13 protein-coding genes are annotated in these 14,794 nt (G+C 66.3%); 9 read left to right on the forward strand and 4 right to left on the reverse strand.

The features are described 5' to 3' along the window. Positions 1–16: 16 nt before the first annotated feature. The 3 genes from E0T84_RS26490 to E0T84_RS26500 all read left to right on the forward strand — a co-directional run bounded on the left by E0T84_RS26490 (position 17) and on the right by E0T84_RS26500 (position 2,910). The gene (locus tag E0T84_RS26490) at positions 17–2,224 is read left to right on the forward strand and encodes an acyl-CoA dehydrogenase (RefSeq protein WP_138745966.1); all 2,208 of its coding nucleotides are present in this window, start codon (positions 17–19) and stop codon (positions 2,222–2,224) included. 66 nt (positions 2,225–2,290) lie between these two features. Then, positions 2,291–2,581 (forward strand): hypothetical protein, encoded by a 291-nt coding sequence (locus E0T84_RS31980; RefSeq protein ID WP_318263537.1) that lies wholly within the window; start codon positions 2,291–2,293, stop codon positions 2,579–2,581. Positions 2,582–2,598: 17 nt separating this feature from the next. Then, the gene (locus E0T84_RS26500; protein ID WP_070189506.1) at positions 2,599–2,910 is read left to right on the forward strand and encodes a hypothetical protein; all 312 of its coding nucleotides are present in this window, start codon (positions 2,599–2,601) and stop codon (positions 2,908–2,910) included. A gap of 20 nt (positions 2,911–2,930) precedes the next feature. Here the strand turns inward: E0T84_RS26500 and E0T84_RS26505 are convergent, their stop codons facing one another. Continuing rightward, positions 2,931–3,713 (reverse strand): SDR family NAD(P)-dependent oxidoreductase, encoded by a 783-nt coding sequence (locus E0T84_RS26505; protein ID WP_070944931.1) that lies wholly within the window; start codon positions 3,711–3,713, stop codon positions 2,931–2,933. Between the two features lie 29 nt (positions 3,714–3,742). Then, on the reverse strand, positions 3,743–5,416 hold the full coding sequence (gene fadD2 / locus E0T84_RS26510; protein WP_171055191.1) for a long-chain-fatty-acid--CoA ligase FadD2: 1,674 nt from the start codon (positions 5,414–5,416) through the stop codon (positions 3,743–3,745). A gap of 54 nt (positions 5,417–5,470) precedes the next feature. On the opposite strand from fadD2, the gene ligD reads away from it, so the two are divergent. From ligD to E0T84_RS26535, 5 genes are all read left to right on the forward strand, one after another. Further along, on the forward strand, positions 5,471–6,712 hold the full coding sequence (gene ligD / locus E0T84_RS26515; protein ID WP_070189539.1) for a non-homologous end-joining DNA ligase: 1,242 nt from the start codon (positions 5,471–5,473) through the stop codon (positions 6,710–6,712). A gap of 8 nt (positions 6,713–6,720) precedes the next feature. Next, positions 6,721–7,455 carry a (Fe-S)-binding protein gene (locus E0T84_RS26520; RefSeq protein ID WP_138745967.1) on the forward strand — a complete coding sequence of 245 codons (735 nt, stop codon included), beginning with the start codon at positions 6,721–6,723 and terminating at the stop codon, positions 7,453–7,455. Beyond that, entirely contained in the window at positions 7,452–8,927 is a 1,476-nt protein-coding gene (locus tag E0T84_RS26525; RefSeq protein WP_070189502.1) for a LutB/LldF family L-lactate oxidation iron-sulfur protein, read from the forward strand. Before E0T84_RS26520 ends, E0T84_RS26525 begins: the two co-directional genes overlap by 4 nt. Then, the gene (locus tag E0T84_RS26530; RefSeq protein ID WP_070189501.1) at positions 8,924–9,544 is read left to right on the forward strand and encodes a lactate utilization protein C; all 621 of its coding nucleotides are present in this window, start codon (positions 8,924–8,926) and stop codon (positions 9,542–9,544) included. Before E0T84_RS26525 ends, E0T84_RS26530 begins: the two co-directional genes overlap by 4 nt. A gap of 146 nt (positions 9,545–9,690) precedes the next feature. Then, positions 9,691–10,140 (forward strand): STAS domain-containing protein, encoded by a 450-nt coding sequence (locus E0T84_RS26535; RefSeq protein ID WP_138745968.1) that lies wholly within the window; start codon positions 9,691–9,693, stop codon positions 10,138–10,140. Between the two features lie 168 nt (positions 10,141–10,308). Here E0T84_RS26535 and E0T84_RS26540 read toward each other — a convergent pair whose 3' ends face one another. Further along, positions 10,309–11,706: a DUF1254 domain-containing protein gene (locus tag E0T84_RS26540; protein WP_138745974.1), complete on the reverse strand. Its 1,398-nt coding sequence runs from the start codon at positions 11,704–11,706 to the stop codon at positions 10,309–10,311. Positions 11,707–11,790: 84 nt separating this feature from the next. Continuing rightward, the gene (locus tag E0T84_RS26545; RefSeq protein ID WP_070189499.1) at positions 11,791–14,130 is read right to left on the reverse strand and encodes an arylsulfatase; all 2,340 of its coding nucleotides are present in this window, start codon (positions 14,128–14,130) and stop codon (positions 11,791–11,793) included. Between the two features lie 152 nt (positions 14,131–14,282). On the opposite strand from E0T84_RS26545, the gene E0T84_RS26550 reads away from it, so the two are divergent. Further along, positions 14,283–14,794 (forward strand): AraC family transcriptional regulator ligand-binding domain-containing protein (locus E0T84_RS26550; RefSeq protein ID WP_138745969.1); only part of this gene is annotated, 512 nt, incomplete at its 3' end.

Here is a 14,794-nt window from a genome sequence, read left to right on the forward strand (position 1 = left end):
CGGATGGAGGAACCGCATGCCCATTGCGATCACTTCTGAGCACAGCGATCTGGCCGATTCTGTTCGGTCCCTGGTAGCGCGGGTGGCGCCGTCGGAGGTGTTGCACGAAGCGCTCGAGACACCGATCCCGAATCCCCCGCCGTACTGGAAAGCCGCGGCCGAGCAGGGGCTGCAGGGCGTACACCTCGCGGAATCCGTTGGCGGGCAAGGCTTCGGAATCCTGGAGCTGGCCATCACCTTGGCCGAGTTCGGCTACGGCGCGGTGCCCGGCCCCTTCGTCCCGTCGGCGATCGCCGGCGCACTGATCTCGGCCGACAAACCCGAGGCAAAGATTCTCAGCGGCCTGGCCTCCGGCGAGACCATCGCCGCCTACGCCATCGACTCCGGCCTGACCGCGACCCGCCACGGCGACGGCCTGATCATCCGCGGCGAGGCACGGGCAGTACCTGCCGCGGCGCAGGCATCCGTTCTGGTGCTGCCGGTCGCGATCGAATCCGGTGTCCAGTGGGTGGTGCTGGATGCCGACCAGCTGGAGATCGAGCCGGTACAGAGTGTCGATCCCCTGCGCCCGCTGGCCCATGTGCGAGCCAATGCCACCGAGGTGGCCTTGAACGAGGACGCTGGTCGCGTTCTATCTCGCCTGACCCGCGCCCATGCCCACGCCCTCATCACGACCCTGCTGGCGGCCGAGGCGATCGGTGTCGCCCGCTGGGCCACCGACACCGCCACCGCGTACGCCAAGATCCGCGAACAGTTCGGCAGGCCGATCGGGCAGTTCCAGGCGATCAAGCACAAGTGCGCCGGGATGATCGCCGAGACCGAACGGGCCACCGCCGCGGTCTGGGATGCCGCCCGCGCATTGGACGAGGCGCAGGAAGACCCCCCGGCGGAAACCCATTTCGAGTTCGCCGCCGCGGTGGCCGCCACCCTGGCACCCGCCGCCGCGCAGCACACCACCCAGGATTGCATCCAGGTGCACGGCGGAATCGGCTTCACCTGGGAGCACGACACCAACGTCTACTACCGGCGTGCGCTCGTGCTGGCCGCCTGCTTCGGTCGGGCCTCGGACTACCCGCAGTCGGTGGTCGATACCGCGACGACCACCGGGATGCGCCCGGTCGACATCGACCTCGATCCCGACACCGAGAAGCTGCGCGACGAGATCCGCGCGGAAGTCGCTGGGCTGAAGGCGCTTCCGAGTGGCGCCGAGCGCAACACCGCGATCGCCGAGGGCGGCTGGGTGCAGCCGCACCTGCCCAAGCCATGGGGGCGTGCCTCGGAGCCGATCGAGCAGATCATCATCGCCCAGGAATTCAGCACCGGCCGCGTGCGGCGCCCACAGATGGGCATCGCCTCGTGGATCATCCCCTCGATCGTGGCGTTCGGCACCGAAGAGCAGAAGCAGCGCTTCCTGCCGCCGACGTTCCGCGGCGAGATGATCTGGTGCCAGCTGTTTTCCGAGCCGGGTGCGGGTTCGGACCTGGCCAGCCTCACCACCAAGGCCACCAAGGTCGACGGCGGCTGGCGCATCACCGGTCAGAAGATCTGGACGACGGGTGCGCAGTTCTCGGAGTGGGGTGCGCTGCTGGCGCGGACGGACTCCAGCGCTCCGAAGCACAATGGCATCACGTACTTCCTGCTGGACATGAAGTCTCCCGGCGTCGAGGTGAAGCCGCTGCGCGAGCTGACCGGCAACGCGATGTTCAACACCGTGTTCATCGATGACGTGTTCGTGCCCGACGACATGGTGCTCGGCGAGGTCAACCGCGGCTGGGAGGTCAGCCGCAACACGCTGACCAACGAGCGGGTGTCGATCGGCAGCAGCGAGCCGCCGTTCCTGGCCAACCTCGACCAGTTCGTCGCGTTCCTACGTGACGGCCAGTTCGACCAGATCGAGCAGAACCATGCCGGCCAGCTGATCGCCGAAGGCCACGCCGCCAAGGTGCTCAACCTGCGGTCCACCCTGTTGACGCTGGCCGGTGGCGACGCGATGCCCGCGGCGGCGATCTCCAAGCTGCTGTCGATGAAGACCGGCCAGGGCTACGCGGAGTTCGCGGTGGCGTCCTTCGGTACCGACGGCGCCGTGGGTGATCCGGAGCAGGAGTTCGGCCGCTGGGCCGAGTACCTGTTGGCCAGCCGCGCCACCACCATCTACGGCGGCACCACCGAGGTGCAGCTCAACATCATCGCCGAACGACTGCTGGGCCTGCCCCGCGACCCGTAACCGTTCCCTGCGCGGGTGTCAGGCGTACCGTCGAAATAGGCGGCTACCAGAAACGGTTGGCACTCGATGATGAGAACGTCACTACAGCGCATTGTGCGCCCGGTGGTACTGGGTGTGGCGGCGGCGTCGATTGTCACAGCGCCGACGGTCGTGTGGGGTCAGGCCGCTCCTGGGCCCACCAAACTTCAGGCCGAGCCGTGTGTGAATGGCGTCATTCCGTGGAACCCCTACGTAGTGAACTGCAATCTGCAGCCCAGACCACCGCGGGTGCGCGGCTCCGCCCCCGACGCCGGCGCCATCATCGCGTGCCGGGACCGGCCGGGCTGCCTGGCCTGGTACATCAACGGGCCGCCGTGACGAGCTGAGTTGACTGTATGGGCAGCAACAGAAACGACGTCGAAAAGCGTTGGCACGACCCGCAAACGTTCCGGTCCGCGGTGGGCTACGTGGTGGGGGTCGTGGTCCTCGCTGCTGTCGCGCTGGCGTTCTACGCGTTTGACCATTCCACGCTCTCGGCGATCCTGGTCCCCACGATCTTGTTCGTCGGCGGCCTCGGCGCCTTCATCCGCACCTACCAGGTGTGGAAAGCCGGGGGCACCTGGCCGATCTGGCAGGGCGCGGGCTGGTTCCTGCTGGCGTTGTCGCTGATATGCCTGGCTGTGCCGGGCACCGCGATGCTCGACTGACTCCTCGCCAAGGGATCAACTCAGGGCAGGATCGAGTCGACGTATCCGCCGTCGGCGCGTAGCGCCCCGCCGGTGGTGGCCGAGGCCAGCGGAGAGGCCAGGTAGGTCACCATGTTGGCGATCTCCTCGGGCTCGATGAGGCGCTGGATCAGCGACTGCGGCCGGTGCTTGATCATGAACTCGCGCTGCGCCTCGTCCCACGGCAGCGATTTGTCGACGAGTTGGTAGACGAAGTCCTCGACGCCTGCCGTGTGCGTCGGCCCGGCGATCACCGAGTTCACGGTCACGCCGGTGCCCGCGGCCTCCTTCGCGAAACCGCGCGACACCGCGAGCAGTGCGGTCTTGGACACGCCGTAATGGATCATCTCCGCCGGCGTGACAATGGCGGAGTCACTGGCGATCTGGATCGCACGGCCCCAGCCGCGCTCGGTCATCCCGGGCAGATAGCTGCGGATAAGCCGAACTGACGCAAGGACATTCACGTCGAAGTAGGTGCGCCACTGGTCGTCGGTGATCTCCAGCGGCGGCACGGCACCGAAGATGCCGAGGTTGTTGACCAGGATGTCGACGTCGGGCAGCTGCCGCAGCAGGTCGGCGGTCCCCGCTTCGGTCGAGACGTCGGCGGCGAAGCCAAGGACGTCGAACTCGCCCAGTTTGGCGACGGCTTCGTCGACGCGGGCCGCCGTGCGGCCGTTGACGGCGACCCGGGCTCCGCTGCGGGCCAGTTGCTCGGCGATGGCCAGCCCGATGCCCTGGGTCGAGCCGGTGACGAGCGCGGTCTTTCCGGTCAGGTCGATGTTCACAACGCTGTACTACCACCGGCGCGCGCGAACTATTCCAGGTTGCGCAGCTCCCGCTTGAGGATCTTGCCGGTCGGGTTGCGGGGCAGCTCGTCGAGGAAGACCACCTCGCGCGGCACCTTGTAGCGGGCCAGGTGTTCTTTGACGTAGGCCTTGACCGTGTCCTCGTCGAGGCTGGCGCCTTCGGCCCTCACCACGAAAGCTTTCAGCCGGGCGCCCCATTCCTTGTCCTCGACACCGAGTGCGGTCGCTTCGATGACGTCGGGATGGCCGCTGATCAGATCCTCGACCTCGGCCGGGAAGACGTTCTCCCCGCCGGACACGATCATCTCGTCATCGCGGCCGCTGACGTAGAGCAGGCCGTGCTCGTCGAAGTACCCGACGTCACCGGAGGACAGCATGCCGTCGATGATCTGCTTGCCCCCGCCACCGGTATAACCCTTGAACGGGAACGTGTTTCGCACGAAGATGCGGCCCACCTGCCCCTGCGGGAGCTCCTTGCCGTTGTCGTCGATGATCTTGACGGTGATGCCCTTGACCACGGGCCCGACCGTCGACGGGTTGATCGACAGGTCCTTGGGCCGGGCGATGCTCGCGAAGGCGATCTCGGTCGAGCCGTAGAGGTTGTAGATGACGGGCCCGAGCTCCTTGAGGGCGCGCGAGGCCAGCTCGGCACCCAACTGGGATCCGGAGACGAACACGATCCGCAGTGAGGACAGGTTGGGCTTGGGCGTCATCTGCTCGAGATGGTCGAGCAGACGCGACAGCATGACCGGCACCACCACCATGGCGGTCACCTGGTGCTTCTCGACGTCTTCCAACAAGGTGGCGGGTTTGAACCGGCGACGCAGCACCAGTGTGGTGCCCAGCATCATGGCGATGGTGGCGTGCAGGAAACCCAGCGCGTGGAACATCGGCGCGGGAAGCGCGGTCACCTCGCCGGCTTTGAACGGGACGTGCGAGAGCACTCCGCCGATCGGGGCGAGCGACGGCGGAGCGGCCCGGTTGGCGCCCTTGGGCGTGCCGGTGGTGCCGCTGGTCAAGATGATGATCGACGGGTGCTTGCCGGCCTTGGGTGCCGGTCGCCCGTTGCTTCGGGCGATGACGTCGGCCAGTGTCTCGTCGGTACTGCCAGAGGGCTGGTCGGACTCCGGGTTGACGCCCAAGGCCCGCAGTTTGCCCAGTTCCGGTTCGGCGTGGGCCACCGCCGCGGTGTACTCGTCGTCGTAGATGATCACCTTGGCGCCCTCGCGCTCGGAGACCTCTTTGATCTGCGGCCCCGAGAACTCCGAGTTGAGCATGATGATCCGGGCGCCGACCCGGGCCGCGCCGTACAGCGCGACCAGGAACCAGCGGTGGTTGCGGGCCAGGATCCCCACCCCGTCACCGCCCCTGACGCCCATCGTGAGCAGTTCGTGGGCCACCGCGTGCGCCGCGGAGTCGAGCTCACCGAACGTGAATTCACCGTCGTCGTCGATGACTGCGACACGCTCGGGGTGCCGACGCGCGTTGAGCGCCGGGATCATCCCGATCTCGCCCCAGGTGCGGATATCCCCGAGCATGGCCAGGACGTTCTGTGGCGGCTCCAGCCGCAGCGCGCCGGCCTCGAACATCTTGCGCGCATAGTGCAATTCGGCTGCGCCGCGCTCGGCGTACTGCTTGGCCTTCGCGGTCAGGTTCGCCGGCAGATAAGACAGACTTGGCATGTCGCCACAATATGTGACACCTATCGCACCGCGGGCGGTAACTACCATGTGGTCATGGCCGGTGCAGTGTCGCTGGAGATCGACGGCCTCGAGGTGGCCGTCAGCAATCCCGACAAGGTGGTTTTCCCAGACGCGCACGTGACCAAGCTGGACCTCATCAACTACTACCGGTCAGTGGCCGACGGCGCGTTACGCGGTGTGTACGGGCGTCCGATGATCCTCAAACGGTTCGTCAAGGGCATCGCCGTCGAGGCCATCTTCCAGAAGCGGGCACCGGAGAAGCGGCCGGACTATGTGGACGTCGCCGAGCTCAAGTACCGATCCGGTACCTCGGCCAAGGAAGCCGTCCTGCGTGATGTTGCGGGGCTGGCGTGGGCCGTGAACCTGGGGTGCGTCGACTTGAACCCACACCCGGTGCGCGCTGAGGACCTCGACCATCCCGACGAATTGCGGGTCGACCTGGACCCGATGCCCGGGGTCGACTGGCCGCAGATCGTCGATGTCGCCCAGGTGGCCCGCGAGGTGCTGGAGGAATACGGTCTGACGGCGTGGCCCAAGACGTCGGGGTCGCGCGGCTTCCACATCTATGCCCGCATCCACCCGAGGTGGCCGTTCACCAAGGTGCGCCTGGCTGCCGAGACGGTGGCCCGCGAAGTGGAGCGACGCGTTCCCGACCTCGCGACGGCCCGGTGGTGGAAGGAAGAACGGGGCGCCCGGGTGTTCGTCGACTTCAACCAGAACGCCAAGGACCGCACAGTCGCCTCTGCCTATTCCGTCCGGGCCACCCCCGACGCGAGGGTGTCCACCCCGTTGCGCTGGGACGAGGTCGACGAGTGCCACCCGGAGGCGTTCACGGTGACCACGGTGCCCGACCGGTTCGCCGCCATCGGCGACCCGTGGGAGGGCATGGATGTCACGGTCGGCGAGTTGGACCCGTTGCTGGCGTTGGCCAAGGAGCTCGGCCCGGCCGAGAAGGCCCCCAAGGGAGCCGGACGAAGCGGTGACGGCAGGCGCGTTTCTTCGATGCCGCTGATCGAGATCGCCAAGACCAAGACCAAAGACGAGGCGATGGCGGCACTGGATGTGTGGCGTGAACGTCATCCCGCGGCGGCCGAACGTCTGGAGCCCGTCGACATCCTGCTCGACGGCATGCGCGGCCCGAGCTCGATCTGGTACCGGGTGCGGATCAACCTGCAGCATGTGCCGGAGGCCGAACGTCCTCCGCAGCAGGAGCTGCTCGCCGACTACAACCCGTGGGAGCACTACCGCGGCGCGCAGTGGCACCGGGATTCCTAGGAGAACGCATGCGAATCGCCCTGTTCGCGACCTGCCTGGCCGATGCCATGTTTCCTCCCGCGGCGATCGCCACCGTCCAGTTGCTCGAGCGCCTCGGCCATCACGTTGTCTTTCCGAAAGGCCAAACATGTTGCGGCCAAATGCATGTCAACACCGGCTATCTCAAGGAAGCCACCGCGCTGGTGCGCAATCACGTCGAGGCTTTCGAATCCGCCAACTGCGAGGCCGTGGTCGCCCCGTCGGGCTCATGCGTGGGTTCGGCGCGTCACCAGCACGCGATGATGGCCCGTCGCGCGGGCGACGAAACCCTGGGCACCCGAGCCGAGAACCTGGCCGCCAAGACGTACGAGCTGTCCGAGTTCCTGATCGATGTACTCGGTGTCGACGACGTCGGCGCCTACTATCCGCACCGCGTCACCTATCACCCCACTTGCCACTCGCTGCGCATGCTCGGGGTGGGTGACAAACCACTGCGGCTGCTGCGCAATGTGGGAGGTCTGACGCTGGTGCCGTTACCCGAGGCCGAATCCTGTTGTGGCTTCGGCGGAACGTTCGCGATCAAGAACGCCGACACGTCCACGGCGATGCTGGCCGACAAGATGGCCCACGTCCTGGAGACCGACGCCGAGGTGTGCAGCGCCGGTGACTCGTCGTGCCTGATGCACATCGGGGGCGGGCTGAGCCGGCTGCGTGCGGGGGTGCGCACCGTGCACCTGGCCGAGATCCTGGCAGCCCACCCATGACCACCTTCCTGGGCACCCCCGGCGTCGGCAACCTGCGAGGCGACGCGCCGTTTCCGCAAGCCGCCCGTACCGCGCTCGCCGACTCTCAGTTGCGCCGCAACATCGGCCATGCCACCCAAACCATTCGCACCAAGCGGCTCAACGCAATTCGCGAATGCGACGACTGGGAGCAGCTGCGGGCCGCGGGCAGCGCCCTCAAGCAGGACGTGATGGCACGGCTTCCCGAACTGCTGGTACAGCTCGAGGACAACGTCACCCGGCGCGGCGGTGTGGTGCACTGGGCCCGCGACGGCGACGAGGCCAACCGCATCGTGGCCGACCTCGTCCGCGCCACCGGCTCCGACGAGGTGGTCAAGGTCAAGTCGATGGCCACCCAGGAGATCGGACTCAACGAATACCTGGAAGCCCAGGGCATCGCCGCCTTCGAAACCGATCTGGCGGAGCTCATCGTGCAGCTCGGCCACGACAAACCCAGCCACATCCTGGTGCCGGCCATCCACCGCAACCGCGCCGAGATCCGGGAGATCTTCACGCGCGAGATGCCCGACGCCGGTGAGCTCACCGACGAGCCCCGGGTACTGGCCATGGCGGCCAGGGCACATCTGCGCCGCAAGTTCCTCACCACGAACGTCGCGATCAGCGGTGCCAACTTCGGTATCGCCGAAACCGGAACGCTCGCGGTCGTGGAGTCCGAAGGCAACGGACGGATGTGCCTGACGCTGCCGCGGACGCTGATCACCGTGATGGGTATCGAGAAGATCGTGCCGACGTTCGCCGATCTCGAGGTCTTCATGCAGTTGCTGCCCCGCTCGTCGACGGCGGAACGGATGAACCCGTACACCTCGATGTGGACCGGCGTGCACCCCGGCGATGGCCCACAGGAGTTCCACCTGGTCCTGCTGGACAACGGCCGCACCCGTGTCCTGGCCGACGAGGTCGGCCGCGCCGCCCTGCACTGCATCCGGTGCAGCGCGTGCCTGAATGTGTGCCCGGTCTACGAACGCACCGGCGGCCACGCCTATGGCTCTGTCTATCCGGGCCCGATCGGCGCGATCCTGAGTCCTCAGCTCACCGGCACCACCGGCCACGATGACCCCAACGCCAGCCTGCCGTACGCCTCGTCGCTGTGCGGCGCGTGCTTCGAAGCCTGTCCGGTCCGCATCGACATCCCGTCGATCCTGGTGCACCTGCGCGCGCAGCAGGTCGACGAAGAAAGGGGAGCACGAGGGGTCCTTCCGTCCGGGCAGGACCTGGCCATGAAGGCCGCGGGCTGGGCCATGGCCGGTGCGGGCCGGTTCTCGTTGGCCGAGAAGGCTCTGAGCGCCGGGCGGCTGATCGCCGGGCGCGATCACCGCATCTCCGCACTGCCCTGGCCGGCGTCGAAGTGGACCGCCAGCCGCGACATTCCGGAACCACCACCCGAGACGTTCCGGCAATGGTGGAGCCGGACGCACGACGGGGGCCACGAATGAGCGGCCCGACGCCCGAGGCCAGGGCCGCGGTACTCGGCCGGGTCGGTGCCGCCCTGGCGTCCGCGCCGCCCCGGCCCGTCGTGGTCCCGCGGGACTACCACCGCGAGCCGCTGACCGGCACCGGCAACGTCGAACGGTTCGCCACGACGGTCGCCGAGTATCGGGCCCGCGTACACCGCATCGAGGCCGCGGCGATCGCGTCGACGGTCCGCGAACTGGTCGGACCGCACGCCAGCGTGGTCATCCCCGCTGACGTGCCGCCCGAATGGGTGGCGGGGCTGACCACCGTCGCCGACGAGCCGGCGCTGGGCGTCGAGCAACTCGACCGAGCCGATGCGGTGCTGACTGGATGCGCGCTCGGTATCGCCGCGACTGGGACGATCGTGCTGGACGCCGGCCCCACGCAGGGGCGGCGCGCGCTGACCCTGGTGCCCGACCATCACCTCTGTGTGGTGCGGGCAGACCAGATCGTCGACACCGTGCCGCAGGCGTTCGCCGAGCTGGCGCCGACACGACCGCTGACCTTCATCTCCGGCCCCAGCGCCACCAGCGACATCGAATTACAGCGCGTAGAAGGCGTCCACGGACCGCGAACGCTCGACGTACTGATCGTGTGAACCTTACCGACGAGTAAGCCCCCGAGGGTTCTTAGCAAAGTATTAACGCTGGCACCCAGCCGCCTTAGATTGCCCGCATAACTTTGTGGACAGGTTGACGCGACGGAGCTCAGCCAGAGCTCAGGAAAGAAGGCGGGAGGCTGATCATGACATTCACGAACAACACCCCGGCAATGGATCGACACTTTCGGTACGGAAACTCGGCAGTCATCTGCGAGGGCGCATCCATGCGCGCGGTATGCCGCCAGCTGGCGACAGTGGTGACCGTCAAGGGAGATATCGACAGCAACAACATCGACCAGATCGCGTCGTACGTGAATCGGTTCATCCTTGCGGAGAAGCCGTTGACACTCGATCTGAGTGGCGTGAACAGCTTAGCACCGCAGGCGATCTCACTGTTCTACGACATCGACGAAAAGTGCGGTGAGCTCGGCGTGGACTGGTCAGTGGTGGCCAGCCAGCCGGTCGTCACCGAGATTCGCCGCCAGGAGGTGGGCGTTCCGCTCAGCTCCTCGGTGCCAGAAGCCCTGCATCACTTCGCCGAAGGCAATACGGCACGCCGCCGGTTGCTCCCCCTGCTTATCAAAAGCGCCTGACAGAAAGGCCGACGTAATGTTGATCGATGTTCGCTGGTTGACCCGCTTGCTCCGTCATCGCCACCGGGCGGTGCACATCTAGCTCACCGCTACACCCGAGAAAACGAGGTGGCTGCCAGAGGTCTGGCAGCCACCTCGTTTTCGTTGGCAAGTTCCTGGTAATCCTTGTCAGGAAACCTTCCTGACGGCCGGCGGCTTCCACGTGCCGTCGATGATCGATGGCGCGGTCTCCTTCGGCCAGTACAGCCGCAGCATGAGGTTGAACTTTCCGTGTGGTGCGGGCAGCCAGTTGGCTTCCTTCTGCGGCCCGGGGTTGTCGCGTTGCAGATACAGATCGACCGACCCGTCCGGGTTGGTGACGAAGTCGTTCCGCTGGCTCAGCGTGTAGCGGTTGAGCGGGTTGTCGACAAAGAAGAATGCCTCGTCGTACATGGTCAGCGACCAGAACCCGTTGACGGGTGGGAACTGGCCTTTGTCGAAGTGCAGCGTGTACTTGTTGGCGCCGTCGTAGGCCTGGCCGTCGGCATCTGCTTCAGAAGTCGGGTAGACCGCGTCCTGGGGCCGGTTGGCACCCAACCCGATGGCGGTGATCACGGCGCGTTGCAGATAGTCGGTGCCGTACTGACCGGTCTGGGTGGTGAACCGCCAGCCGTTGACGTCCTCCAACTCTTTGAAGCGGGCCATGATCTTGTCGACCCCTTCTTTGGGAACCGACTGCAGAGCCGCCGCGACATCGGAGCCGAGCTTGTTGATGTCGAACTTCTCCCCCGGTGCGATGCCGAGTTCGGCCATCTTGTCCACGATCGGCTTGTCCGCCTCGGCGGGCGGGTTGTCTTTCATCAGGGTGGCCATCAGATTGAAGAAGTCCTCGGTGCTCAGCTTCTCGACCTGATCGCGAACCGGGGTCTTCATGTCGATGGAGGGATCGACCTTGCCGGCCGGCGGGGTGTAGGGCTTGCCGTACGAGCTGAGCGGCACCAACGAGATCTCGTCCTGCAGCTTGTGCACGGCGGCGTAGTCCTCGGGGGTGCCATCGCAGTAGATGCGGCCCAGCAGCCACACCGTCGAGGTGGGTGACTTGTACTCCTTCACGCCTGCGGGCAGCGCGCCCTTCCAGCCGGGCCCGGTGATGGCGTAGGTCTGCGGACCAGTGCCCGTAGTGCGCTTCCCGGGAACCTCGAACACGTTGGTGTAGCCGTCGAGCATCGGGAACAGGTAGTAGCGGTCGTGGGCGTCCGGCAGGCTCAGCACCCAGGGCTCATCCTTGACGTCGATGAACCCGTTTGTGTACAGCGTGTCCGCGTTGGGCGCGGTGACGTCACGGAACTGTGCGTTGGGGTACTCCCGCATCCGCATGAGCTGCCCCATCGGAGCCCGCGGCGCTTCAGGCTTGTCCACATTGGTCATAACGCGTCGCGTCATCTCAACGGTGACCAGGGAGTAACCGTAGACGTACGCATCCAGGGCGATGGCCTTGGCCTCGTCGGGTGTCAGCTGCCCCGAGCCGGATTGGCCGGACTTTTCCGGCGACGACGGCGAACATGCCAGCGTGGCCATCATCAGCATCGTGGTGCCGAGCGCGACCAGCCATTTGGCCGTGCGCCGATCCTTCTTCACGAAAAGTCGTTCCTTTCTCGGGTCTTCTGCCGGCTAGGTGTAGGTGACGTGCACGCGGTGAATCTGCCCCTCGAACGGGAACGGTGCGCGTTCGCGGTAGTCGAGCGATACCGGTGAACCCAGGCAGGTCCCGATGTCCAGGCAGTCGTTGGCGGTGAACAACAACGGTGCGCTGATCGGGACCTGACCACTGGCGAGTGTTTCGCCGTTGCGCGCAACGGTGATGTCGAGCGGGCCGGCCGGGCGGGGATCGGCGTACTGGGTGGTCACGGTGATGGTGGCCCGCCCCGGCGGCACCTTGCCGGCAGAGCGGATCTTCGTGCGCGACAGGATGAAGAGGTTGTACTCGTAGCAGAGTTGGCCCTCGTCCAGATAGAGGGTCAGCCCACCGGCCGCGGCGCCGAGGGCGTACAGCACCCCGTTGGCGTTGGCGGGAATGTCGACGTCGATGGTGACGACGTTGTTCTTGTTGCCCAGCGCAGGCGCACAGAACTCCGGCATCCGGATGGTGTCCCCCGAGAACTCCCACTCTTTGTACGGCGGGGCGATGCGCAGCTCGGGGTGATAGACCGGAACCCACAGGCCACCACCGACGGGCAGCACCGCATTGCGGGCCGCCTCGACCATGAACATCTCCCGCATCTGAGCCAGCTTCTCGGGCTGTTCCGCGGCGAGATCGTGGGCCTGCGACCAGTCTTCGTCGAGGTGGTAGAGCTCCCACACGTCGTTGTCGGGGGTCCAGGTGGCGATACCGGGCGGCTGGCCCGGCACCCACGGCAGCCGCGGCCCGCGCGCCGAGGCCATCCAACCGTCGTGGTAGATACCACGGCTACCCATGATCTCGAAGTACTGGGTCTTCTTGCCGCCGGGTGCATTTCGGTCAGCCAACGTGCGGGCGAAACTGGATCCCGCGAGCGGCGTCTGGGGTTCGCCGTTCACCGTGTGCGGCGGTGCGATGCCGACGATGTCGTAGATGGTCGGCACGATGTCGTTGCAATGCAGGAACACATCGCGGGGAGCGGCGTCCGCGTTGATCTTGGCCGGCCAGCGCACCGCCATCGGGTTGCGCGTGCCTCCCAGGTGGGAGGCGAGCAGTTTCATTCCCTTGTACGGAGTGCTGCCCGCCCAAGCCCACGCCGCGTGGTACTGGTTGTCGACCAGAGGCGAACCCAGGACGTCGAGGCCGCCGAGCTCGTCGAGGGCATCGATGTGCTGGCGCACCGTGGTGGGAATCCCGTTCTGCGCCAACAGCTCGGCGATGGTGCCGTTCTGGCCTTCGCCCGACGACCCGTTGTCGCCCCAGATGTACAGGAACAGAGTGTTGTCGGAATAGCCCAGCGATTCGAGCTCGTCGGCGATGCGGCCGACCTGGACGTCGACGTGCTCGCCGTAGCCGGCCGCCACTTCCATCAGGCGGCGCTGGAAGGGTTTCTCGTCCTCGGGGATGTCGTCCCACGCCGCGAGCTGAGGATCACGCTCGGTCAGGGCGCAGTCCTGCGGGATCCAGCCCTTGTCCTTGGCGCGCTCGAAGACGCGCTCCCGGTAAGCGTCCCAGCCGTCATCGAATTTACCCGCGTACTTGTCCGCCCACTCCTTCATGATGTGGTGCGGGCCGTGGATGGCACCGCTGGCCCAATACATGAAGAACGGTTTGTCGGCGTTGAACGCCTTGTGCCGGCGCAGCCAGGAGATGGCGTCGTCGGCGAGATCCTCCGACAGGTGGTATCCCTCTTCGGCGGTCTTCGGCGGGGCGACAACGGTGGTGTTGCGCACCAGGTTCGGTTCGTACTGCGAGGCCTCACCGGCCAGGAATCCATAGAAGTACTCGAAACCCAAACCCGTGGGCCAGTTCTCGAACGGCCCTGCCGCGGTGGTCTCTTCCGCGGGGGTGTTGTGCCACTTCCCGAACGCCGAGGTCGCGTAGCCGTACTGCTTGAGCACTTCGGCCACGGTGGCGCTCGACCGCGGGATCTTGCCCGCGTAGCCGTCCCAGTCGTTGGCCAGCTCGGCGATCTGGCCGTTGCCGATCTCGTGGTGGTTGCGGCCGGTCAGCAACGAGGCCCGGGTCGGCGAGCACATGGCGGTGGTGTGAAAGCGGTTGTAGGACACGCCTTCACCGCAGATCCGATCCAGGGTCGCGGTCTGCACCTCGCCGCCGAATGTCGAGGGCAGGCCGGGGCCTGCGTCGTCGATGAGGACGATGACGATGTTCGGCGAGTCATCGTGCAGTCGCTTCGGTACCTGCCGCGGCTGGTACGTCGACTCCTGCAACGTGCGGCCCGCGATACTGGCCGATGGAACTGGCGGGAACGGCAAAACGCCGCCGTCCGGTAGAACCGCCGCCACCAACTGGTCACCTTGCACGTCAGACACCGCGCCCCTCTCATCAACAGGAACTCGGGCTGTGTAGCCGACCACTGGGGGCAAGCCGCACAGCCGATTCACCCCGACCCGGGCATCTACTCTGCAGCAAACTGACAGCTGCTGTCTTGACATTTCGGGACAAATCTTTGACATTGTGGGACATGGCCGTGATCCGGGGGACGGCGCTGACGAATTTTCACCAGCTCGTCACCGAACTCGGCGGGGACAGTCGCGCTCTGGTCACCGCAGCCCACATTCCGTATGACGATGTCGGTCGCCACGACCGGTTCATCTCCCTGCCCAATGGCGCCCAGATGCTCGAAGACACCGCTGCCGTGCTCGAAACCCCCGATTTCGGACGGCGTTTGGCGCTCCGTCAAGGTATCGACATCCTCGGCCCGGTCGGGCTGGCAGGACGCAACGCCGACACCGTCGCCGAAGCCTTCACGATCTTCGACAAGTTCATGGCGGCCTACAGCCCGTCGATCACCGCGCGGGTGACCACACACCTCGACCCCGATCTGCGGCGCTTTGAATTCGAGTACGTCCTGGATCCGTCACCGCCGCAAGCCCAGGCCGTCGAGTTGTCTCTGGGTGTCACGCTGCAGGTCTTACGGCTGTTTCTCGGTGCCGAGTACCGCCCCGTCGCAGTACACCTACCCCCTGTCTCTTA

Source organism: Mycobacterium sp. DBP42 (assembly GCF_005924235.1).
Taxonomy (GTDB): Bacteria; Actinomycetota; Actinomycetes; order Mycobacteriales; family Mycobacteriaceae; genus Mycobacterium; species Mycobacterium syngnathidarum.